This is a genomic window from Filobacillus milosensis (assembly GCF_004402015.1).
In the GTDB taxonomy this organism is placed as follows: Bacteria; Bacillota; Bacilli; order Bacillales; family Alkalibacillaceae; genus Filobacillus; species Filobacillus milosensis.
Window position 1 is genome coordinate 103178 of the sequence record NZ_SOPW01000007.1, and the last position, 21753, is coordinate 124930.

Sequence of the window (21753 nt, forward strand, 5' to 3'; positions counted from 1 at the left end):
ATTATGACGCTGTAACTTTTGAAGATTCGACTAATTGAATTCCATATTGGTCGATTAATGCCTGCCATGCTTTAGCATTCTCTTCTTCAAATCCTGGAATACAGCTCATGCCATCTTTTAGTACATATATTTTTTTAGTCCATTGTAAATCATCTGCAAAGTGCTCAGCAATTTGTCGAACCGTTTCATAAACACAATGTGATTCTGCTTGACCTGCTATATAGACTTCATCAAATTCACGAATGTATGCTAGCAATTCTCGATTTGTTTGGTTATCACGACTATATTCAGGTTTAATAATGCCATACATTTCACTATAAGGATCTTTACCTTTTACAATTTTCTTAAGTGTTGTGTTTCTTATAACTGAATGAAAATGAGCCATACGTGCAAACTGACTTTCCAAACTCGCTCCAGGAGTTCCTTCAATACAATGGTATGGCCAAATACACAGTTGCTTTTGACCTAAAACTTCTAGCTTTTTAACGTAATCTATGCTAATTTCTTGTTCATAAACAGGCTTCCATTTTCCATGATCGACATCTTCTGACGTAATTATGGTAAATGGTTCTGGATGTTTACCTTCTGGGTCCACCCACCATGATGGATGGAAAATTTGATTCAAACTATGAGTATCTAGGGATACTGCGACTTCAGTAATCTGATCCATGTTGTTATATAAAAACTTATTGATGCGCTCAACATCCCCGTGAGCTCCAGGAACACCCAACGCTCCTTCTTCCATAAAATCATTTTGTAGGTCTATCCCTAAAAATAAAACTCTTTTGTCATCATTTTCTGATGGTTGAATGTTTTCATTTAAAGCTAATTTGACAATCTCATTTAAATCTACGTACTCATATGAACCAATCTTGGCTGTATTAATTAATTGTTCAAAAGAAGTACTCAACATTTCATATTCCCTCCCTACAATTATTATAAACGATAAGAATTCCACTTTCACATTTTTCAAAATACAAGTTGAAAATTTACAATAGGGATTGACCCTTACGTTAACACCATAATAAAGGGGAGATTGTCATGAAGTATCTTTTTAATAACTGCATTTTCTATTCCATTCAAGAGATTTGTTCATATATCACAGATAACGGTCATTCAGACGATGGACGGTTTCAATTAGCTATGTTTGATGCACTTTCTTTTGAAGAACAACCAACACAAGAAGAATGGAATAACGCCTTTATAGACCACTTTCAAGTTGAAGTAGTCACTGATATGAGCATACATGTAGAGATTATAAAATTTAAAAATCAAATAGCTCATGTATTAGTTGATGGTGTATTTACTGAAGAATATGAAGTACAACGTGACAACAGAGGTTGTTACATGGTCATTGAAGATAACGGTGGAGATTTTGATAAATATTATTTACTAGATTTTGTTTGTTAAAGGAGCGATAACATGGGGTGGAAATGTTGTGATTGTCATAATACAGACTTGTTTGTAGCTATAGGCTCGTTACCTGTTTCGTGTGTAGTAGGTGTTAATGATAATGCAATTATTGATACATCTATTATAAAAGCTTACCCAGACCCCGATTTTGTTGAACAATGCCATATATGTGATTCAACTAATATCAAGTGGACTGATCAAGAGGAGGAATTAACAAATGACTAAAAAAGTGGTCATTAAAGACCTTCAAACAGACGGATTTTCAGCTCATACTAGCATCGAAAGTTTAGCCGATGATTTATACCAGGATATGTGCTCCAGTTGAAGAAGATGAAGAAATACTTGATTTTTACAGCTGGTCAACACATGAACGGAATTTAGAGATTATAGAGATGTATGAATATGAAGTGTTCAAGCCACGCCACAAAACATTAGAGCCTATGAAGAATTTCATGGTTACTCATTTTATTAATATCTAGGAAAGGTTGGATAATATGACAGCATTTAAACAACGTATAAACGCACTATTTTTGTAACCCTGTTGATATATCCGTTTGTGTTAAACATTACAATCAAACCAAGCTAACACGATAAGAAGTTTCTGTTAAATATTTTTCAAAAAATAATTACTTATATTGATAAATATGATATTTTGTTTATGGGTTAGCTCATATTTTGTTTTGTTATCAGAAAGGAGTTCGGTTTAATGAAAAAATATATGTATATATCAATTATAGGGGTTTCCGTTGTACTATTAACATCTTTAGTGATTTATTGGTATTTTCCTCAACCTGATCACAAACTTATTGCATCAGAAGAAATAGATGCTATTCACACATGGACTTACGGAAACAATATAAAACAAGTTGATGTTGATGAGTATATAAGCATTATTGAATTATTTAATCAACATCCTAACGATGAAACTTCCATTGTAGATAATATTCCTGAAGCAGAATCTGGAATTATAATAGATGTGGAGTCTCCAGCCGAAGGGAGAGAAACGATAATTATACATTACGCTAATGACAATATTTTTGTTGAACGAACAGATGTAAATCGAAAATCAGGCAAATATGTACTAAAGGATGCGTCAGAGGAAATGAAAGAGATTTTAACCAAGTAAAAGAGATTTAGTTTATATTAAAAAAGAGGAAGCATCATCTACTTCCTCTTTTTTAGTATTTTATTCTAATGTTACGGTATAACTTGTAGTATCATTAACTCTTAAATACTTATCAGTCGCTCCTGGCGCTGTGAACGACGTTCTAAAACGAACCATATGATCTACATAAAATGTTTCTTCTTGCGCATAAGGATAATTTAAACTTTTGTAAACTCTTACCGCGAAACCATCTCCTTCTTCAGGATCTTCAGAGAAAGTATTATCATCTTTGTAAGAATTGTAGTCATCGTTACCCCAATATAGATTTACTCCCATTTGAAGAGAACCATCTGTATCTAATACATCTGCCGTTTTAATCGATACTGGAATCTGTAAAGGCCCTGTGTATGGACTCCAGAATGGAATTTTATAATTTATTTCTTCATCACTTTCCGGATCAGCTGCACGATAGGCTGCATAATCATCACTTGAATACCATTCAGTATTATATTGTTTAACTGTACTTCCAGAAACATAAGGTCCATTCGGGTATTGATCCTGCCAATAATCATCAACGTTTGAAGAGTTAGTGGTCATTCTTACTTGATAATAACTTGAACCACTACTATGATCTAAAGTTTTATTGCCTTCATGTCTAATATCGTAATAATAGCCATGGTCATCTCCTAATTTTTCATAATAGTTTTGGATACTAAAACTATTATTTTTAAGTTTTTCAGTCGTTTTAGGCTTTTCTCCATTTAGCGTATAAGAGCTTATGACTTCACCATCATCGATGTCATCAGCCTCATTTTTCACTTTTACTATATTGAAATATACTTGATATTTTTTTCCTCTTTTTGTTGCTTCAGCTTGAAACATTAGATTCTCATGATTTTTTATATGTCCTTCGTATGTAAGAACACTGCTTTCTTCGTTTTTATAAATGTTTTCTCCACTTAGTTGGTATTTTGTCTTATCTTTCACATCATTTAACATACCGCTGATTTCTTCGTGACTTAAATGAATGTTACCTACCACTTCTACTCCTTTATGCGTTTTTTCTACTGCTCTTCCTTGGGCATCTACACCATCTTCAATTTTGATAACATTTTCGATTCCCTTTGAATGTACCTTTAATTTCTCCTCTGCGTTTATAAGAGAAGTAGTAAAGGCAATAATCAATAAAATGGAAAACCCTATTAAGCCTTTTTTCAAAATAACAGCCCCTTTTAAAGAATTTGATGAAGTTCTTTAGAAGATATATTCTACCAACAAATTAACATTAAACCAAAATCTATCAATAGAGTATTTGTGTGCATTTTTTGGGTAATATTGTAATTTTTTGTCTTTAGCCGTTTCTAACCAGGCAAAAATTTATGAGCTATAACGACCTTTTTCCTTATTGAAAAAAGCCTTGGGTATCTCAAAAAATGGGAATTAAAGCCAATGCAGAAGAAGTATATAAGATTAAAACATGTCAGATGAAATAATAGTTGAGGGGGAGGTTAAACCTTCCCTTAATTTCCTTTGGGGTATTGCTATGTAAGCCTGTAAGTTCATGCTTCGCTAACACTCCTTAAGTTCCTGTTTCGTTTACCTATCGGCCATACCAAACGAGCACCAGGACTGTTTAAAGGAAAGAAGGTTCACACCTTCTCTATATTCGGTTAAATCAAGGCCCATGTCCGACAACAGAGGGGGAACAATCTAGCTTCATACACTAAACGCTTTGACGTAGCCAGTCATTCTTCCTGTCTATCTCAAGTGTTTTGGATTCAGGCTAGACTTTACACTTTATCGGCCTTCAAGACGTGTGATGCGTTATATCACACGCTTTCAGTTACTAAAGTTCAAGTCTAGCGATTGTTATCCTCTTTATGTCTCTCTCTTGCCTAAATTCAATAATTTAAACCCCATAAGGAAATACATTTAAGAAGTATTAAATAACTCCATTTTGGTTAAGATATATCATATAAACATATTTTATTAGATACATAGGTTAATAGAATTGACAAGCTCATGAGTATTTTGGTGTTAACAAATCACCATCGTTTTTTTAGGTAACCCGTCAAAAGAACGCTTTTAACGGGTGCTTTTGTGTTGAAAAATTCCAGGATGAGTTATCCTGTTTAAATAAATTCGGTCTCTGATACGCCGCTTTCAATGTATCAAATATTGATGAAAGGATGTTGATAATATTGCAGCAAAGCAATCTTACAACTGTATGTTTCTCCATGTTTGGCAGTGCTTTTGTCTCCTATTTACTGAATATAGGTTATACAGTAACAATATTTGGAGCTGAAATCGGCTTAGCCGTAGCTTTTATGTTTTTAACACTTACCAGTATTCTTCTGGTCAAAGGATACTACAAACTTGTTAGTAAGTTTTCGAATGATGTTAAAAAGCAGTTAGAACAGTAACCTTACGCCGCTCTTTTGAGCGGTTATTTTTTTAATTTTATATTACATAACATGATGTCTTTATGAAACCACAATATCATAATAGCAATTATATCCAACAATTAGTATTAGTGCATTTTTGTACATTCTAGGTACAAATTTGTATACTTGTGGTAGTAAACAGCTTTTCCACTTAAATTAAGTAATATACATGAGATACAGTATTCATCAATTATATTTTACTCTATATCCAGTTGGTTCAAAATGATATTTACTCTCTTCTAAAATATCATCTATTACCATAAATTTAGGATCATCCGAATAAACGTCTTTAATAAAATAAATCATGTACTTCATTCCTTGATTCCTCATATATGTCGCAACTTTTAATTGGTGAGGAGTTATATGAAAATCTAATCCAATATTTTTAGAGGTTTTTACCTCAATATATAAAGGTGTTCCATCTTTTGTATAAGATAAAATATCATATCCATTACTTGGATTATTAGCCTTTGTTTTATCAATCATATTATAGTATTTAGTTCCTAGAAGTTTAGTTTTTTCGTGTTGATAGACACATTCTTCACCGTAATCCCCGATTTCCATCTGTCTTTTATGCTTTTTTAGATATTTTATTTGAATAGGGGTTAAACCACTAAATAATCTAATCTTTTGTTCTACATACATTTCATAAGGTTCTTCTATAGTTGATTTTACTTCATCATCTACCATTCGATAAGGCATGTCTGATAGATCCTCTTTAAATGACTTCAGTTCATACATCTCTAAATATTCATTTTCAATATAATTTTCAGAACCAATATGATCATTCGGAAGATCCTCATATAAATAATCTAAACCAATATCAGTTACACACTCACCTTGTTCTTCTCTCCAGTAATCAACATTTTCTTCGTCATAAGGCACATAAACAGAATCCATAGTAATCTCTCCTTTATAATTTTTTGCATAAAAAATTATTCCGTCTATGAATGTACAAAAATCATCTATTTGTGTACGGTTTTTAAAAATATAAGCTGATTAAGTGGCTTTGCATTAGCTCCAATATCTTTAAACATCTTATAGAGTAGTTCATTTCGATACGTAATTATTTCCTTTGGGGTGCTGCTATGTAAGCCTGTAAGTTCCTGTTTCGTTTACCTATCGGCCATACCGAACGAGCACAAAACCACCACTTCCTGTAGATCGGGTACGTTCGCTCAAGAAGATTCAATACGGATGCCTGATGTAACCACCAGGCTTTCTTGTTGTTTTAATTTTGCTCCTTTTGCATTTCGCATTGTACAATGACGCTCCTTTTCTAAGTTCAAATCGGTCAGGACACCCGAACCTCACCGATTTATCACTAAGAAACGGAATCAGACACGTCAAGGGGTACAAAACTTTTTTTCTTTTAGTGAACCAGGGGCAGTAATATTTCTGCCTATTTTTAAAATATATTTGCTTCTTTTGAAATTTTATTTGCCTACTTTCAAAATTTATATGCCTTTTAGCCAAATAAAGGACTTTATCATGAATTTACAGAAACTACATATTATCTATTGATAATGTATAAAGGAGATGGGGAATATGAATAATCACGAAATTGATTACAAACTTTATGGGGATGACATGCAATTTGTTGAAGTTGAACTTGATCCAGATGAAACAGTGATTGCCGAAGCTGGAAGTTTAATGATGATGGATGATCAAATCCAAATGGAAACTATTTTTGGTGATGGCTCTGCAAATCAAGGGGGCTTTATGGGTAAGTTATTAGGTGCTGGTAAACGTGTTATTACTGGTGAAAGCTTATTCATGACAACGTTCACTAATGTTGGTACAGGCAAGAAACATGTCTCTTTCGCCTCACCATATCCAGGTAAAATTGTGCCAATGGATTTAAGTGAATTAGACGGTAAATTAATTTGTCAAAAAGATGCCTTTTTAGCTGCAGCCAAAGGCGTTTCAGTTGGTATCGATTTTCAAAAGAAAATAGGGGCTGGCTTCTTTGGTGGCGAAGGGTTTATCATGCAAAAATTAGAAGGCGATGGTATGGCATTTGTTCACGCTGGCGGAACAATTCATCGCAGGGACCTTGAACCAGGGGAAACGTTAAAAGTTGACACTGGATGTTTAGTAGCATTAACGCGTGATGTAGATTATGATATTCAATTTGTAGGTGGAGTTAAAACAGCCTTATTCGGAGGAGAAGGCTTATTTTTCGCTACAATTAAAGGCCCAGGTTCGGTATGGGTACAATCTCTTCCATTTAGCCGATTAGCAAGCCGTATTTTTGCAGCGACACCTGAACGTGGTGGCGAACAAAGAGGGGAAGGAAGTTTAGCTCAAGGTTTATTTGATGTATTTGGTGGAGATCGTAATTAATAACATAAAAATTCATCTTTCACACATACTAAAAACAACTCTTTAAGAAGAGGTGATAGTAATGGGTAAAGATGAACACAAAAGAAAAAGCAGAAACAAAATGGCTCAAACGCCAAAGAATCAACTCCACGCGCAAGATGTAGAGTTTTCACAATCAATGGCTGATCAAGAGGATTTAGAAGCTCAAGCAAGAGCTAGAGCCGCAGATACACGTGTGAAAAATCAGAAGAGATAATATGACAAAACCCGGAAGCTAAATTATTGCTCCGGGTTTACTTATAAATTTATATTTTTTGTTTCTTTAATCTAAGTGAGTTACTGACAACGGACACTGAACTAAATGCCATTGCAGCTCCTGCAACCCATGGTGCTAATAAACCAATGGCTGCGACTGGAATACCTGCACTATTGTAGAAGAGTGCCCAGAATAAGTTTTGCCTAATATTTCGCATTGTCTTTTTACTAAGTTTAATGGCGTGAGAGATATTAGTTAAATCTCCTCCAACAAGTGTAACGTCGGCTGCCTCAATAGCTACGTCTGTACCTGTACCGATTGCCATACCGATATCAGCTGTTGCTAGGGCTGGTGCATCATTAATACCATCACCGACCATGGCAACCTTTTTGCCCTGTTCTTGTAATTTTAAAACTTGATCTGCTTTATGCTCAGGTAAAACTTCAGCAAATACATTACTTTCAGGAATGCCAACCTCTTTTGCGACAGCCGTTGCTGTTCTTGTGTTATCACCTGTCATCATATATACTTCTATATCCATGTCTTGAAGTTCTTTAATTGCTTCTTTAGACGTTGGTTTTACTGTATCTGCAATACCAATTGCAAAACGTAATTCTCCATTTATTGCTGCTAGAACAGCCGTTTTACCCTCTAATTCAAACTCTTGAAGTTTTTCTTCGGCTGATTCAATGTTAATCCCTTTTTCATTCATAAGTTTACGTGTACCAACTAATACTTGTTTCTCATTTACTTTAGCTTCAATCCCATGCCCCGATACTGCTTCAAATGACTCTGGATCTTTTACATCAAAGTCATGTTCAGTAGCATAAGCCATAACGGCTTGAGCTAACGGGTGCTCCGAACGTTTTTCTGCTCCGGCTACTAGATTAAAATCTGATTGATCACCTGAGATTGTTACAACATTGGTGACACGAGGTTTACCTTCAGTGATTGTACCTGTTTTATCCAATAAGACAGCTTCAATAGCTTGAGTACCTTCTAAGTACTCTCCACCTTTAAACAGTATTCCTTGTTCAGCTCCTCGACCAGAACCAACCATAATTGAAGTTGGTGTAGCTAGGCCTAATGCACAAGGACAAGCTATAACTAGTACGGCGATTGATGCTTCAAGAGCTGCCCCCCATACACCTGGTTCAACAAAAAAGAACCATACTATAAAAGTTACTGCAGCAATACCTACAACAATAGGAACAAATATCCCTGATATCTTATCCGCCATTCTTTGAATCGGCGCTTTTGAACCTTGAGCTTCTTCAACAATTTTAATGATGCCCGCTAAAGCCGTATCTTTACCGACCTTTTTAGCTACCATAGTAATTGTGCCGTTCTTATTAATAGTTGAACCGATTACAGCATCACTTTCATTTTTATCTACCGGAATGGATTCACCTGTAATCATCGATTCATCAATTGAAGTTGAACCTACAATCACTTCACCATCGACAGGTATTTTTTCACCCGGTTTTACAATGATGTGATCTCCGACTTGAACCTGATCGACTGGAACACGTTCTTCTTTTCCGTCTTTTAAAACTGTTGCTTCTTTAGCTTGAAGTTTTAAAAGGTTGGTAATAGCTGCAGTCGTACGACCTTTCGCCAATGCTTCGAAATATTTACCTAGTATGATAAGCGTTATTAAGATTGCACTTGTTTCAAAATAAAGTTCAGCGTGTTCTATAGCACCTGTTTGCCATAATATTGCCTGCACAACACTGTAAAAGTAAGCTGCAGAGGTACCCAATGCCACAAGAACATCCATATTCGCGCTTTTATTAGATAACGCTCGATAAGCTCCTGTATAAAATGGCCAACCGATATAAAACTGAACGATCGTTGCTAAAACAAACTGTGTCCATGGATATTCAATAAAACCTGGCGCTGATATACCAATTGGCATATGCCCAATCATCGTGAGTAATAAAGGAAAAGACAAAATAGCTGAAAAGATAAAACTACGACGTTTATCACGAATTTCTTTTTCCTTATTTGACTCTTTTTCTTCTTTATCCTGTTTAATAACTGCTTCATATCCTAGCTTTTTAACTTTTTCCAAGACTTCATCTATAGATACCACTCCGGGGGTATATTCCACTGTACCTGACTCCGTCGCTAAGTTAACATTCGCTTGAGAGATCCCTTCCATCTTGGATAGCACTTTTTCTATACGCGACGAGCATGCTGAACACGTCATCCCACTAATATCTAGTTCAACTTTTTCCTCCTGAACACCGTACCCTAATTTATTTATGCGTTCAACGATATCCTGGACAGTTGCCTGGTTTTCATCAAAAGAAACTGATGCTTTTTCCATTGATAAATTAACGTTGGCTTCTACACCATCCATTTTATTTAATACTTTCTCAATACGAGTTGAGCAGGCTGAACATGTCATGCCTGTTACATCAAACTGAGTTTGTTTGTGATTTTGATTTTCGTTACTCATATGTCTTCATCCCCCTATTTGGAGTATTGGTTAATCACCTTCATGAGTTCATCCATATACTCTTCTCCATTACCTTCTTTTACTGCATTTGTAACACACATTTTGGCGTGTCGTTCCAGCAGTTGGTAACCTGCTTTATCTAAAGCGGCTTTAACAGCCGAAATTTGTACTAAAACATCTACACAATAGCGGTCATCTTCAACCATCTTTTGTAGACCTCTAACTTGACCTTCAATTCGTTTTAAACGATTTGTCAGAGCATCTTTTTCTGATGATGTTCGAGGTACTACAGGTTCATCTTGGTTAACCATTTTGACGTCTTTTTCATTCATTTTATTTTCACCTCTAATTATATACTATACCCCCCTAATGTATTTTGTCAATAAAAACAAACTAGGAAGCTTATATGTAACTTTCATTAATATTTGTCGTCTAATCAAATAAATAAGGGGTGGAAAATGATATGACAACTTTAAAATCATTACTTGCTCTAGGATTATTATCGTTAATAATGTTATTGGGATGTAGTAATCATACACAATCTGATAGTGAAAATAATCAAATTCATGAAGACATTATAGCAAATGATAAAACATTACCTGATCATTTCCATGAGATTGCATTCGAAAGATATTTAATAAGAAAAGCAGTTAATGAATCAGAATTTGAACAAACCTGGAACTTATATGAGTTTGATAAAAAAATTCCCAAAGTTGATTTCAAAGAAAAAGAAGTTATTTTCATTGGACTTCATGAATCAAGCAGTTGTCCTTACAACAATGTTGACTTAAGCTCTGATAACAAAACTATGATAGTCCAATTATCAGGAAAAGGGGGCGAAAGTTGCACTGCTGATGCATCACCTAGAACATTTGTAATTCAGATTGATCAAGGTATAACCGCTCAAATAGAGAATGTATCTTTTGGTGAAACAAAAGTTCCACTTAAAAAATGATAGTTAATGCCTTATGAATAAAGAATAATCCCCGCTCAACACGAACGGGGACAAAAATTTAAGCTACAACATCATAACCTTGATCATCTATAGCATCTTTAATTTGATTAACAGATACTTTAGATTCATCATACTTAACATCAACTTTGCCTTCACCTAAATCAACGTTAACGTCCGAAACGCCATCTAATTCATTTAGGGCACCTTCTACAGATGATACACAATGCCCGCAAGACATTCCTTGAACATTCAATGTAAGTTCTTTCATGTTAAAAATCCCCTTTCTCTTGTATCCTGTTTCCAATGTATCATACCCCGTAAAGGTATTCAAATGACTTGTTTTAATATTTAGATTTTCATTTAAATTTTCCCTTATATTTTCTAAACCTAAACGTTTTACAAACTTAGGGAATTTCTCTCGTTTTCGCCCCTGTTGTCGATATAACTCCAGAATTTGATCAACCAACTCATATAATTCTTCTGGAGCCAAGTGATCCGCAAATAATTCTCCTACTCTTGCATTATACCCTTTCGCTTGTCCACCTATGTATAGCTGATAATGATCTTTTTTCTTCATGACACCTATATCATTAACTAAGGGTTCTCCACATCCAACAGGACAGCCAGTATATGCCGGCCTTAATGTAAAGGGTACATCCTGACCTGCAATTCTTTTATTTAATTCTTTAGCTACTGGCATCCCCTCTTCTTCTTCACCTTTACAGAAATTACAAGTTCTTAAATTTTTCACATAATTTCCGACTTTATAATAATGAAGCCCGACTTCGTCAAATTTTCTCTTAGCATCTTCTATTTGGTCTTCAGGTATTTTAACTATTAATTGTTGAAGAGTTGTTAATTCCACTCTTTCATCCTCTTCTAAATATTCCATCAAAACCATTAACTGTTTAGGCTTTAGCCACGCGCCAAAATCAATACCACCGTTTACAGCTAAGGGGATTTTATTAACGCCCATCGTGTAATACCTCCAAAAGTTGTTTTGTAAGGATTATAGCATACCCCCGTTATGTATACAATTAAACTTAGTTATTAAACAAGCATATTTACTAAGCTACTCGTATAATTTATTAGTGAGGCATTTTATATCCCAAGGGGGTATCTCAATGAATATAACTCTGTATTCAATTACTGTTCTAGTCATAAACTTATTGGCTATACTTATCTTTATACGTCAATCGAATCGCGCAATGGAGTCGATGATTACAACTATGTGCTTAAGTACTTCATTTGGTTTAATAATAGGCTTTATCACTTGGATTCATTTTTATGAACAACCTCTAATTGCTACCCTTATATCTATCGCAATTGGTTCAATTATAGGAAGTATAATAGGAACAAAATTTGGTCATAACACTCAAATAGAAGGTCTATTCTCAGGTTTAATGGCTTCTATGATGGCAGTAATGCTTATCATGATGTTTAATGTAGCTGATGGTCTATTTTTACTTATGGTCGGTTTAGCTTTTTTAAGTGGTATCACCCTTCTGTCTATCGCTAGGTCACATAAATTGAACTATAGACTATTATTATTATCATGCATTGTTATGACATTAATCTTTTTGTATTTTCCAAGTGAATTAGACCGACAACATTCTCCTATTGATTATCATCAGATTCGTCATTAATCCCTTTTTAAAGTGGATTGAAATCACTTGTCATAATATGTATTAATAGTTATAATAAAAATATAAATTACTCATAGAATAAAATAACCGCTGGTGCTGTCACACCAACGGTTACGTACAATAGCCCTTTAAAGGGGCAGCTCGCATTGGGAAAAGTAACTACCCTAACGCTTACCAGGCATGAGGGTGGTTACTTTTTTTCTGACAGTAACAGTACCACGAATGATCCAAAGGTCAACATGATCATTATGGCCTCAAAAACCGTCATAGGCATCACCCCCTTTTTCTTCAAATGAGGGGCGAGTCACCACCCTTAATAGCCTTATTGTACAACTTACATTTTAACAAAATTATGCATGAAATAACAGAACATATATTCCTAATGAAAAAGTAGGGTTCCAAGATAAATTAACGCCCACTAGGAGTCCTAGTAGGCGTTATAATTAATCGTCATCGCGGTCCTCTTCGTCGTCATCTTCTTCTTCTTCTTCTTCTTCTTTGTCTTCATCTTCGTCGTCGTCATCGTCATCATCATCTTCTTTGTCTTCATCTTCGTGACGGTCCTTTTCTCTTTCCTCATCTTCTTCTCGCTCTTCTTCACGGTTTTCTTCTAGCTTCTCAATCTTCTCTTCTAACTTTTCTAATGTTTTTTCTGCTTTATCTTCTGCCTTAGATTTAGCCTTTTCAGTTTTCCATTCTAATTTTTCTAGAATTTTATCGATTTTCCACTCTGCTTTTTCGATTATTTCTTCAGCTTTATCTTCACTTTCAACTTTTGCTAGTTCACGTTCTAATTCAGCAAAAACTTTTGCCAATTTACGTTCAGCCTCTTTTTCAGCTTTATCTAATTTTTTTACTGTCTTTTCTTTTTCTTTTGCTAATTTAGCTTCTGCTTTTTCAACTTTTTTAGTTGCTTTGTCCTTTTCTTCAGATTCATCAGCTTTCTCTTCATCAGTAGTTTCCTCTTCTTCTGTTTCTTCCTTAGTATCTTCTGATGATTCTTCATTCTGACTTACCAATACGCGTTCAAGTTCATCTTTCGTGTCTTGAGATAATTTTTCATGTTCTAATAATTCTTTAAGACTAATTGTTTGTTGTTCTTTGTTTTCTTCAACTTTTTCTTCTACCTCAGTAACGTCTTCGCCTTTACTTTTAGCCTCTTCGATATTTTTCTTAATTTCTTCTAAATGCATTTCGTATTCTTTGAATAACTCATCAACTTCTTCTTGATTGTCTTTTTCCAGAAGTTCTTGAATTTCAGCTAAACGCTCCTCAGCAAAACCATCTTGTAAAAGAGCTTTAACAGCCTCATTTTCTGTTAATTCATATTCAGCTTGTTCCATGAAACGACTCATGTCATAAACTTCTGACTCCGGGCTAACATGAGATGATTCTTCCTTATCGGTGTTTTCTTGTGCGAATACTGTTCCACCGATTAATAAAGTAGTCGTAATTAATGCTAATAATAGTTTTTTCAAAATAACCTCACCCTTTTCTTATTTTTGTAAATTGACAGCCGATTGAAACTCCTTAATAGATGCTTTTACTTCATCATAGACATCAGTCTTAGATAGAAAACTTAGTACCAGAGTTTGTTGGTCATGTTGAGTAATATAGACATCAGTTCGGATACTTTCTTCGTGTTTAGAGTGATAAGAAAAATGTCCATCCTCTTCCTTTAAGACTTCAACGTCACCTGCTCCATTCAATAATTCATTCTTCAACTGTTCGAAAGACTTATCTGTATTAATAACTGAAGCAATCGCTTTCAAATTTTGGTGATTGAAATTCACTGTAAGTGGATCTTCTTTTTCCTTACCTACGGACCAACCAGAAACTTCTGATACAACAAGTCCACCTTTTTTATACAATGCTTCTTGTTGTGTGTCTTCCTTTTTTGCCTGTTCTTCTTGTTGCTCTGTTTTTTGTGGTTGTTCTTCTTTTTCTTCAGCATCTGCGCCACATCCAGATAGAACTAACAATCCAGCTGTCAAAGTAAGCAATAATTTGTTAAGCATTTAAGTACCTCTCCCTCAATCAATCTACCCATAAACTACGGGTAAGAGGTTAATTTTTTGAGGGTCTTTTTACTTTTTTCCTTGCCATTCGTCAAAAAATTCAGCAAGAAATTGTTCCATGTATTCATGTCGATCTTTAGCAATTTCGTATCCGATTTTTGTATTCATCAGATCTTTCAATTTAAGTAATTTTTCATAAAAATGATTAATCGTTGTGCCTTCGTTGCTTCTGTATTCTTCATGGGTCATGGACTCACGTGGTTGGGAAACAGGATTATGAATGATATTCCCTACCGAACCAGCATAAGTAAAACATCTAGCAATCCCAATCGCACCGATGGCGTCTAATCGATCTGCATCTTGCACAACTTGCGCTTCTAAGTTTGTGAGCTCCGCCCCGTTACCACCTTTAAACGAGATGGTTTTCGTAATGTCGATAATATGAAGTCGTTTTGATTCATCTATTTCCAATTGTTTTAACCAATCCTCAACTTTTTTCTCCGCAGCTTGAAGATCATCATTGAGTTTCTCATCCGCCACGTCATGTAGTAATGCCGCCATCGTACAAATGAATTCGTCCGCACCTTCTTCTGACGCAATTCTTCTCGTCATTTTTGTTACACGTTCGATATGCCACCAGTCATGACCAGAGCCTTCTCCTTCAAGTTCACTTCTCACAAAATCAGCTGTTCGTTGAATAATTTCATCATCCATTTCTAACCCTCCGCACTTTTGTGATATTTCTACAAATTATATCAAAAATTTAACTGCTAATAATTTAAAAATTACCACCAGTAAAAGTTAAAAGACCGCTAGAAAAATTTTTAGAACCGCTAATAAAGCTTCGAAAACCGCTAATATTTCCTAGAAAACTCCAAAAAACTCTACCTTCCCCAAACAATTCAGCCGACTATAAAATTCTGAATTCACTGTTTACAATCTTTCAACTATTAGTTATTCTTTAAATGTAAGAAAACTGCATAACCGATCAAAACACTAGGGGAGCTACTTTAAGTGGCTGAGAAGGCTGAGCCTGACCCTTATGACCCGATCTAGATAATACTAGCGTGGGGAAGTGTAGTGAGGCTGTTAAACTATTCATTCTTTAAATATACAGGCGAACTGCATTCCCACGGGAGTGCAGTTTTTTTATGTAAAAAATTTAGAGGAGGAGTTTCAGATGACTAACGAATGTGGAACAAGTAGAATTGCGGGGTGCCAATTTACTCTCTACCCGATGAGCGACAAGTTTGTGGATATTATTTTGTCAGCTCTTGATAAGGTGGATACGTCCAAAGTATGGAAAGACACTGATGATGTAAGCACCTGCATTCGAGGAAAAATGGTGCACATTTTTGATGTGACACAAGCGATTTTTCTTCATGCGGCTAAAACAGGTGAACATGTTGCTATGAGCGGGACGTTTTCGATCGGTTGTCCTGGAGATTCATCAGGGGATGTGTTCATGGACGAGAATGATCAGCCCCAAAACAAAGCTGGCATACAAGATATTAAACAACAGGCAGGATGTAAATTCGCCCTTTATCCTATGGGGCACGAAGATTATATGAAAAAAATTATGGATCAAATTGATCTATCAAAAAGTCGTGGGGTTGAAGTCAGTGAATCACATTACGCCACACGATTAGACGGTGATGTGAAAGATATCTTCAACACATTACAAGAATCCTTTGACCAAGTTCAGCAAGTCGTATCACACGTCACGATGACTTTTACAATATCGGCGAATAGTCCATCCAATAAATAAGGGGGTTTCTCAAAATGAATCAATGGAAGTTAAAAGAAATTGTATTAATGTCCATTTTAGGTGTAGTCTTTGGTTTTATTTATCTTGCGTTTTTTGGTGTAGGAAAAATATTTACAGGCCTACTAGCACCATTTGGTTTAGGTGATTTAGGTTACGAAGTGATCTACGGTATATGGTTTATTGTTTCAGTCATTGCCGCTTATATTATCCGGAAGCCTGGTGCTGCTCTTATGGCTGAGATGATAGCAGCACTAGTTGAAGTTCTTGCTGGGTCAACGACAGGACCAAGCTTATTACTATCTGGTTTTGTTCAAGGTTTAGGAGCTGAACTCGCATTTGCACTAACTAGATACAAAGATTATCGTCTGCGAATCTTGATTTTCTCAGGTGTCGGCGCAGCATTATTAAGTTTCCCTTATCATTATTTCACTGCCGGGTTTGACGCTTATGCACCATGGGTTCTTACTTTAATGTTTATTGCACGAGTCATCAGCGCTATTATAATCACGGGGATTATCGGTAAGTTTGTCAGTGACCAGCTGGCGAAAACAGGCGTGTTACGTGGTTATGCGTTAGGTAAAGAGCTTCAAGAAAAGCGTGAAAGAAATGCAGCGTAAGCCTTTAATTAAACTGAAGGATTTCTCTTTTTCTTATGAAAAAAAGCAAAATCCTATTCTTCAGAACCTGAATTTCTCCATTTATAAGGGAGAATCAACACTGTTAATGGGAGGTAGCGGTTCAGGTAAAAGCACACTCGCGCTCTGTTTAAACGGTTTATATCCTGAAGCAGTTGAAGGTTTTTCGTCTGGTGAAATTTATTACCGTGAAAGAAACATTAATGATTTTGAAAGTGGAGAGCTCAACCAGAATATTGGTATTGTTTTTCAAGATCCTGAAAGTCAATTTTGTATGATTCGAGTAGAAGATGAACTGGCTTTTACGTTAGAAAATTTATCTGTCCCACCTTCTGAAATGCGCTCTAGAATTGAAGAGGTTCTTAAACAAGTAAATATGAGTGAGTTTATCGAGAGTAAAATTCACGAGCTATCAGGTGGTCAAAAACAAAAAATCGCTTTAGCTTCAGTATTATTAATGGAACCTGAATTGCTAATATTAGACGAACCAACTGCAAATCTTGATCCATTATCAAGCTTGGAGTTCATCGAGTTAATCGGTGAGCTTCAAACAAAGATAGATATGAGTATTCTGGTGATTGAACATCAAGCGGATGACTGGTTGCCTTTGATTAATCGAGTGATTGTATTAAATCAAAGCGGTGAGCTTTTAGAAGATGGCTCGCCAAGTGAGATTTTCACTAAGGAGACGCAACGCCTAGAAAATCAGGGACTCTTTTTACCTAAACAGTATACCGGTGCACCAACAAGAAAAAGAATCCCTTCACTTATAAAAAATGCGCAACCATGTCTGGACTTGAAAGATGTTGCTTTTAAACGAAAAAATAAAGCTATATTAAACCATGTAAGTTTTAATATTCATGAAGGTGAATTCGTTGCAATCGTTGGTCAAAATGGGGCTGGAAAGTCGACATTACTACAGTTAATGTCTCGTTTAATGCAACCTAATGAAGGCGAAATTAAACTTTACAATACTCCACTCAATGATTGGACCGAAAAAGAATTAAGACATGTTACAGGTTTTGTTTTTCAAAACCCAGAGCACCAATTTATTACCGATACGGTTTATGACGAAATCGTTTTTGGTATGAAACTGAACAATGAGCCAGATGAAAAGATAGAATCCGTAGCAAGTAATCTTTTAAGAGCATTTCATTTAACTGATCATAAGTGGAGTAACCCCTTCACCTTAAGTGGAGGTCAAAAACGTCGATTAAGTGTAGCGACTATGTTAGATGAAACCCCTGGATTACTGTTATTTGATGAACCAACATTTGGTCAGGATGCCCAAACGACAAATGAACTTATGAAAATCGTAACTGAATTAAAAATGAAAGGCACTTCCATCGTTTTTGTCACACATGACATGGATTTAGTGGATATTTACAGTGATCGAGTCATTGTACTCAACGAGGGAAGCCTGGCTTTTGATGGTCATCCAGACGATCTGTGGAAAAATGATGAATTATTAGCTGAGGCCAGATTAAGAAAGCCTTATCGTTTAGAAAAGGCGGGTGAAGCAGTTGATCTCGTCAATCAACCCTAGTGTTAAAGGGATCTCAATCCTGATACCAGGTATTTTACTAAGCTTAGCGTTTGATGTCATTACGCCACTCGTATTTCTAATATTTATTTTAACAATCACTTTTTTATTCGGAGATGTATCTATAAAAAGATGGCTGATGTTCTTTGCTCCACTTTCCTTGTTTGCATTAGGATTAGCTTGGACATCTATGCTTCATACGAACGAAAAATACTCAGGGGGTGAGCTGCTGGTCGACTTTTGGTGGATCGATATTACAACAGGCAGTCTACAAGTAGGGGTCAGCTTAGCATTAAGGTCTATGTGCTTTATTTCACTTTCACTACTCTTTGCACTAACGACTGACTCTACTAAATTAATGTTAAGTTTGATGCAACAGTTAAAGCTACCGCCAAAATTGACCTATGGAATTTTAGCCGGATATCGCTTTTTACCTTTATTTAAGCACGAACTCGATCTATTACGTCAAGCTCACCAGATTCGGGGCGTTAGTCGTAAAAAAGGCATTCGCGCGCGTTTTGGACGAATGAAACGATACTTGATTCCATTATTAGCAAATGCGATTCGAAAATCTGAGCGAGTCGCGAATGCCATGGAATCTAAGGGTTTCACAGGGGATCGAAACCGTACTCACTACCATGAGATGAGGGTCCGATCACGCGATTGGGTATTTTTGAGCTCCATGGTGGCTGCTCTAATCTTTGCCTTCTACTTGTCTTACGAATTAGGGTATTTGAATATATTTGGTCGAACGTTTTAAATAGATCAATAGATTTTTGAAAAAGGCCAATAGATTCCAGAAATAGACGGATAGGCGTTTACAAAGGACCAATAGAAAGCTCTCACGTCACCACGTGAGAGCTAATCTTATATTTTTTCTGCAAGTACTGCCCAATGATAAGGACCAGTTTGAAACCAACGAACGTTTTCAAACCCTGTGTCTCTTAACATAACATCCAATTCACTGATAATTGGGTAATCCTCTGTGGGATCCCAATATTCTCCGATTGCCTTTTTCCCGTCATCCATTGCTTGTTGAGAAGCAAACATAATATCCAACATAAAAAGTTTTCCGTTCTTTTCTAACAAATCAAACGACACGTTCAATGCATTTAATCTCTCATTCGGCAAAACCTCATGAAAGCAAAAACTAGATACAATGTAATCAAAAGACGTATCAACATTAGGTTCATTAAACGTTCCAACCTCTAGTCGATATTCATGGTGTTTGTTCTGACATTCATCAATCATCTTCTCAGAGAGGTCAACGCCCCACACTTTAGTGTCTTCTCTGCTCAAAAGAGAAGCAAATGCTCCTGTACCGATTCCGATATCTAGTAATTTAGCGTTCTCTTTAATAGTTAATAACTCTTTTGATAAAGCTAGACTTGCTTCATAGCCTAGTAGTGGCCCCGATGCATTTTCTAAATCCCTATCGTAAGTTTGAGCCCATTCATTAAATAAATTTTTCGTTTCCTTTGTCGATCTGTTCAAATTGTATTCCTCCAATAATTTGGTTGTTAGATGTTATTTGCTTTCTTACCTGTTTCATCATGACCACTCCTTGTTTATTAGTTTAAGGCTATTTTATTTGAAAATTTAACCAATTACAATCAAAAAAAAGAACAACGTTTTCCGGACACTTCAAATTAAAAACAAGGTTTTAAACACTGCAAACCCATAAAAAATACCACATTACTATGTCCTATGGCTGAATTTTTGTACTTTATAAAAAATCACCCAAGCTAAAGCTCAGGTGATTTATTAGTAATAGTCCCTTGGTGAAAAAACATCTGCCATTGTCCATTGTTTAGTTTCCATATTGAACTACGTAATGAATGGCGGTTGTTATGTTTATCGAAAACACGAAAAGTTACCAACGCAACTCCCTCTCCCAATTTTTCCATATGAAAGTCTGACATGACATACTCCCAACTTCGTTGATGTATGCCTGTTTCATCAAAAGTATCAAGCTGATCTTGTTTATTGAAAACTCTACCAGAACTACCAAACTCTAAAAAGTCATCAGCTAATAATTGTTCAAAGTCCTTCTTTCTTTTTAGTAGAAGTGTTTCCTCAAGCTCTTTTAAATGAACAGATAAATCTTCCATTACGATCCCCCTTCTGTTTTTACGAGTGTTTGACCGAGCTTGCCCAGGTCAACATTTCCGCCAGATAGTACACAGACAACTTTTTCATCTGCTACATGTACTTTACCAAACATGGCAGCAGCGACTGTTGTAGCACTCGATGGCTCAACCATTTGTTTCATACGTTCCATAACAAAGCTCATCGCATAACGTATTTCATCTTCATTCACTAACACTAATTCGTCCATGTACTTTTGCAAAATAGGAAAGGTCAAATCACCTGGTTGAGTCGTTCTAAGTCCATCTGCAATTGTTTGATCTGTACCATCTACTGCAGTAATTTTTCCGCGATCTAAAGATACAGCTGTATCATTCCCGGCTTCAGGTTCAACACCAATCACACGGATATCAGGATTCTTTTCTTTAATCACAGTTAAAATTCCTGCGCTCAGTCCTCCTCCACCAACTGGGACAATAATGGTATCTACATCGTCTATTTGCTCTAAAATTTCCAGGCCTACTGTTCCCTGACCGGCTATGATATGTGGATGATCATAAGGTGGAATGTATACCCCATCCAATTCATCAGCTAATTCTTTCGCACGAGGGATGCGTTCAGCAGACGTTGTTCCATAAAATTCCACTAAACCACGATATTCTTTTATGGCATTCACTTTGCTAGTAGTGGCATCAGTAGGAACAACGATTTTAGCTGGTACCTCTAGTTGATTCGCTATATATGCAACGGCTTGACCATGATTACCTGAAGAAGCAGCAGTCACAAACTTTGCCCCTTCATCATCTTTAGCTTGAATGACTCGGTTAGTCGCCCCTCTTATCTTAAATGAACCTGTTTTCTGCAGGTGCTCAGATTTTAAAAATATTTGTGCCCCAACTCTCTCTGATAATTGGTGTGACTTCATCATCGGGGTCACTTTGACCGTACTTGATATTCTTGTTCGAGCTCTTAATATATCTTCTAATTGGACCATACCTTAACACTCCTCCAGAAAGGTTAATTATTCTACAGTTTCCCTTTTTGAAGAATTTATGTCAACTCATCAACAAATCTGTGAGGATTTTCTCACAAA

The 21753-nt window shown here is 35.8% G+C and carries 26 protein-coding genes, 1 pseudogene and 1 riboswitch; of the genes and pseudogenes, 13 read left to right on the top strand and 14 right to left on the bottom strand.

Annotation, left to right across the window (positions count from 1 at the left end; all coding sequences use genetic code 11):
* Position 1 precedes the first annotated feature (1 nt).
* Entirely contained in the window at positions 2-913 is a 912-nt protein-coding gene (locus tag E3U55_RS08155) for a cysteine hydrolase family protein (RefSeq protein WP_228547510.1), read from the bottom strand.
* A 128-nt stretch (positions 914-1041) separates the two neighbouring features.
* On the opposite strand from E3U55_RS08155, the gene E3U55_RS08160 reads away from it, so the two are divergent.
* The 4 genes from E3U55_RS08160 to E3U55_RS08175 all read left to right on the top strand — a co-directional run bounded on the left by E3U55_RS08160 (position 1042) and on the right by E3U55_RS08175 (position 2539).
* A complete protein-coding gene (locus tag E3U55_RS08160; RefSeq protein ID WP_134339938.1) occupies positions 1042-1410 on the top strand; it encodes a hypothetical protein in 369 nt (122 codons plus the stop codon).
* Positions 1411-1422: 12 nt separating this feature from the next.
* Positions 1423-1638, top strand: coding sequence for a hypothetical protein (locus E3U55_RS08165; RefSeq protein ID WP_134339939.1), 216 nt, complete (start codon positions 1423-1425; stop codon positions 1636-1638).
* A gap of 68 nt (positions 1639-1706) precedes the next feature.
* Positions 1707-1892, top strand: coding sequence for a hypothetical protein (locus E3U55_RS08170; protein WP_134339940.1), 186 nt, complete (start codon positions 1707-1709; stop codon positions 1890-1892).
* A 227-nt stretch (positions 1893-2119) separates the two neighbouring features.
* Entirely contained in the window at positions 2120-2539 is a 420-nt protein-coding gene (locus tag E3U55_RS08175) for a hypothetical protein (RefSeq protein ID WP_134339941.1), read from the top strand.
* 60 nt (positions 2540-2599) lie between these two features.
* Here the strand turns inward: E3U55_RS08175 and E3U55_RS08180 are convergent, their stop codons facing one another.
* Complete coding sequence (locus E3U55_RS08180; RefSeq protein WP_134339942.1) at positions 2600-3736, bottom strand: hypothetical protein; 1137 nt, start codon at positions 3734-3736, stop codon at positions 2600-2602.
* Positions 3737-4719: 983 nt separating this feature from the next.
* Between E3U55_RS08180 and E3U55_RS08185 the strand changes: the two genes are divergently transcribed.
* Entirely contained in the window at positions 4720-4941 is a 222-nt protein-coding gene (locus E3U55_RS08185; protein WP_134339943.1) for a hypothetical protein, read from the top strand.
* Between the two features lie 207 nt (positions 4942-5148).
* On the opposite strand, the gene E3U55_RS08190 is transcribed toward E3U55_RS08185, so the two are convergent.
* Complete coding sequence (locus tag E3U55_RS08190; RefSeq protein ID WP_134339944.1) at positions 5149-5862, bottom strand: DUF3883 domain-containing protein; 714 nt, start codon at positions 5860-5862, stop codon at positions 5149-5151.
* A 648-nt stretch (positions 5863-6510) separates the two neighbouring features.
* On the opposite strand from E3U55_RS08190, the gene E3U55_RS08195 reads away from it, so the two are divergent.
* Positions 6511-7308: a TIGR00266 family protein gene (locus E3U55_RS08195; RefSeq protein WP_134339945.1), complete on the top strand. Its 798-nt coding sequence runs from the start codon at positions 6511-6513 to the stop codon at positions 7306-7308.
* Positions 7309-7369: 61 nt separating this feature from the next.
* Complete coding sequence (locus E3U55_RS08200) at positions 7370-7543, top strand: YfhD family protein (protein ID WP_134339946.1); 174 nt, start codon at positions 7370-7372, stop codon at positions 7541-7543.
* Between the two features lie 49 nt (positions 7544-7592).
* Here E3U55_RS08200 and E3U55_RS08205 read toward each other — a convergent pair whose 3' ends face one another.
* Together E3U55_RS08205 and E3U55_RS08210 are read right to left on the bottom strand one after the other, a co-directional pair.
* On the bottom strand, positions 7593-10007 hold the full coding sequence (locus E3U55_RS08205; protein WP_134339947.1) for a heavy metal translocating P-type ATPase: 2415 nt from the start codon (positions 10005-10007) through the stop codon (positions 7593-7595).
* Between the two features lie 14 nt (positions 10008-10021).
* Entirely contained in the window at positions 10022-10339 is a 318-nt protein-coding gene (locus tag E3U55_RS08210; protein ID WP_134339948.1) for a metal-sensing transcriptional repressor, read from the bottom strand.
* A gap of 131 nt (positions 10340-10470) precedes the next feature.
* Here E3U55_RS08210 and E3U55_RS08215 point away from each other — a divergent pair, with 131 nt between their 5' ends.
* Entirely contained in the window at positions 10471-10962 is a 492-nt protein-coding gene (locus E3U55_RS08215) for a hypothetical protein (protein ID WP_134339949.1), read from the top strand.
* Positions 10963-11020: 58 nt separating this feature from the next.
* Here the strand turns inward: E3U55_RS08215 and copZ are convergent, their stop codons facing one another.
* Entirely contained in the window at positions 11021-11230 is a 210-nt protein-coding gene (gene copZ, locus E3U55_RS17945) for a copper chaperone CopZ (RefSeq protein WP_134339994.1), read from the bottom strand.
* Between the two features lie 87 nt (positions 11231-11317).
* Positions 11318-11863, bottom strand: a pseudogene (locus E3U55_RS17950) (nitrite reductase); the annotation flags it as partial.
* A 223-nt stretch (positions 11864-12086) separates the two neighbouring features.
* On the opposite strand from E3U55_RS17950, the gene E3U55_RS08230 reads away from it, so the two are divergent.
* Positions 12087-12608 carry a hypothetical protein gene (locus E3U55_RS08230; RefSeq protein WP_134339950.1) on the top strand — a complete coding sequence of 174 codons (522 nt, stop codon included), beginning with the start codon at positions 12087-12089 and terminating at the stop codon, positions 12606-12608.
* Positions 12609-12798: 190 nt separating this feature from the next.
* On the opposite strand, the gene E3U55_RS17955 is transcribed toward E3U55_RS08230, so the two are convergent.
* The 4 genes from E3U55_RS17955 to E3U55_RS08245 form a co-directional block, all read right to left on the bottom strand.
* A complete protein-coding gene (locus tag E3U55_RS17955; RefSeq protein WP_407644107.1) occupies positions 12799-12882 on the bottom strand; it encodes a putative holin-like toxin in 84 nt (27 codons plus the stop codon).
* A 169-nt stretch (positions 12883-13051) separates the two neighbouring features.
* Positions 13052-14086: a DUF5667 domain-containing protein gene (locus E3U55_RS08235; RefSeq protein WP_134339951.1), complete on the bottom strand. Its 1035-nt coding sequence runs from the start codon at positions 14084-14086 to the stop codon at positions 13052-13054.
* Between the two features lie 18 nt (positions 14087-14104).
* A complete protein-coding gene (locus E3U55_RS08240) occupies positions 14105-14626 on the bottom strand; it encodes a hypothetical protein (RefSeq protein WP_134339952.1) in 522 nt (173 codons plus the stop codon).
* 69 nt (positions 14627-14695) lie between these two features.
* Positions 14696-15340, bottom strand: coding sequence for an HD domain-containing protein (locus E3U55_RS08245; protein WP_134339953.1), 645 nt, complete (start codon positions 15338-15340; stop codon positions 14696-14698).
* Between the two features lie 274 nt (positions 15341-15614).
* Positions 15615-15717, top strand: a riboswitch (TPP riboswitch).
* 89 nt (positions 15718-15806) lie between these two features.
* On the opposite strand from E3U55_RS08245, the gene E3U55_RS08250 reads away from it, so the two are divergent.
* From E3U55_RS08250 to E3U55_RS08265, 4 genes are read left to right on the top strand one after another with little or no spacing between them, the layout of a single operon-like run.
* Positions 15807-16394 (top strand): YkoF family thiamine/hydroxymethylpyrimidine-binding protein, encoded by a 588-nt coding sequence (locus E3U55_RS08250; RefSeq protein ID WP_134339954.1) that lies wholly within the window; start codon positions 15807-15809, stop codon positions 16392-16394.
* A 14-nt stretch (positions 16395-16408) separates the two neighbouring features.
* Positions 16409-17011, top strand: a complete 603-nt coding sequence (locus E3U55_RS08255; protein WP_134339955.1) for an ECF transporter S component — start codon at positions 16409-16411, stop codon at positions 17009-17011.
* Positions 17001-18575: an ABC transporter ATP-binding protein gene (locus E3U55_RS08260; RefSeq protein WP_134339956.1), complete on the top strand. Its 1575-nt coding sequence runs from the start codon at positions 17001-17003 to the stop codon at positions 18573-18575. Before E3U55_RS08255 ends, E3U55_RS08260 begins: the two co-directional genes overlap by 11 nt.
* The gene (locus E3U55_RS08265; RefSeq protein WP_228547511.1) at positions 18544-19332 is read left to right on the top strand and encodes an energy-coupling factor transporter transmembrane component T family protein; all 789 of its coding nucleotides are present in this window, start codon (positions 18544-18546) and stop codon (positions 19330-19332) included. The genes E3U55_RS08260 and E3U55_RS08265 overlap by 32 nt, the downstream gene beginning before the upstream one ends.
* 107 nt (positions 19333-19439) lie before the next feature.
* Here the strand turns inward: E3U55_RS08265 and E3U55_RS08270 are convergent, their stop codons facing one another.
* The 3 genes from E3U55_RS08270 to E3U55_RS08280 all read right to left on the bottom strand — a co-directional run bounded on the left by E3U55_RS08270 (position 19440) and on the right by E3U55_RS08280 (position 21654).
* The gene (locus tag E3U55_RS08270; protein WP_134339958.1) at positions 19440-20066 is read right to left on the bottom strand and encodes a class I SAM-dependent DNA methyltransferase; all 627 of its coding nucleotides are present in this window, start codon (positions 20064-20066) and stop codon (positions 19440-19442) included.
* Positions 20067-20317: 251 nt separating this feature from the next.
* Complete coding sequence (locus tag E3U55_RS08275; protein WP_134339959.1) at positions 20318-20683, bottom strand: nuclear transport factor 2 family protein; 366 nt, start codon at positions 20681-20683, stop codon at positions 20318-20320.
* Positions 20683-21654, bottom strand: a complete 972-nt coding sequence (locus E3U55_RS08280) for a threonine ammonia-lyase (RefSeq protein WP_134339960.1) — start codon at positions 21652-21654, stop codon at positions 20683-20685. Before E3U55_RS08280 ends, E3U55_RS08275 begins: the two co-directional genes overlap by 1 nt.
* Positions 21655-21753 lie beyond the last annotated feature (99 nt).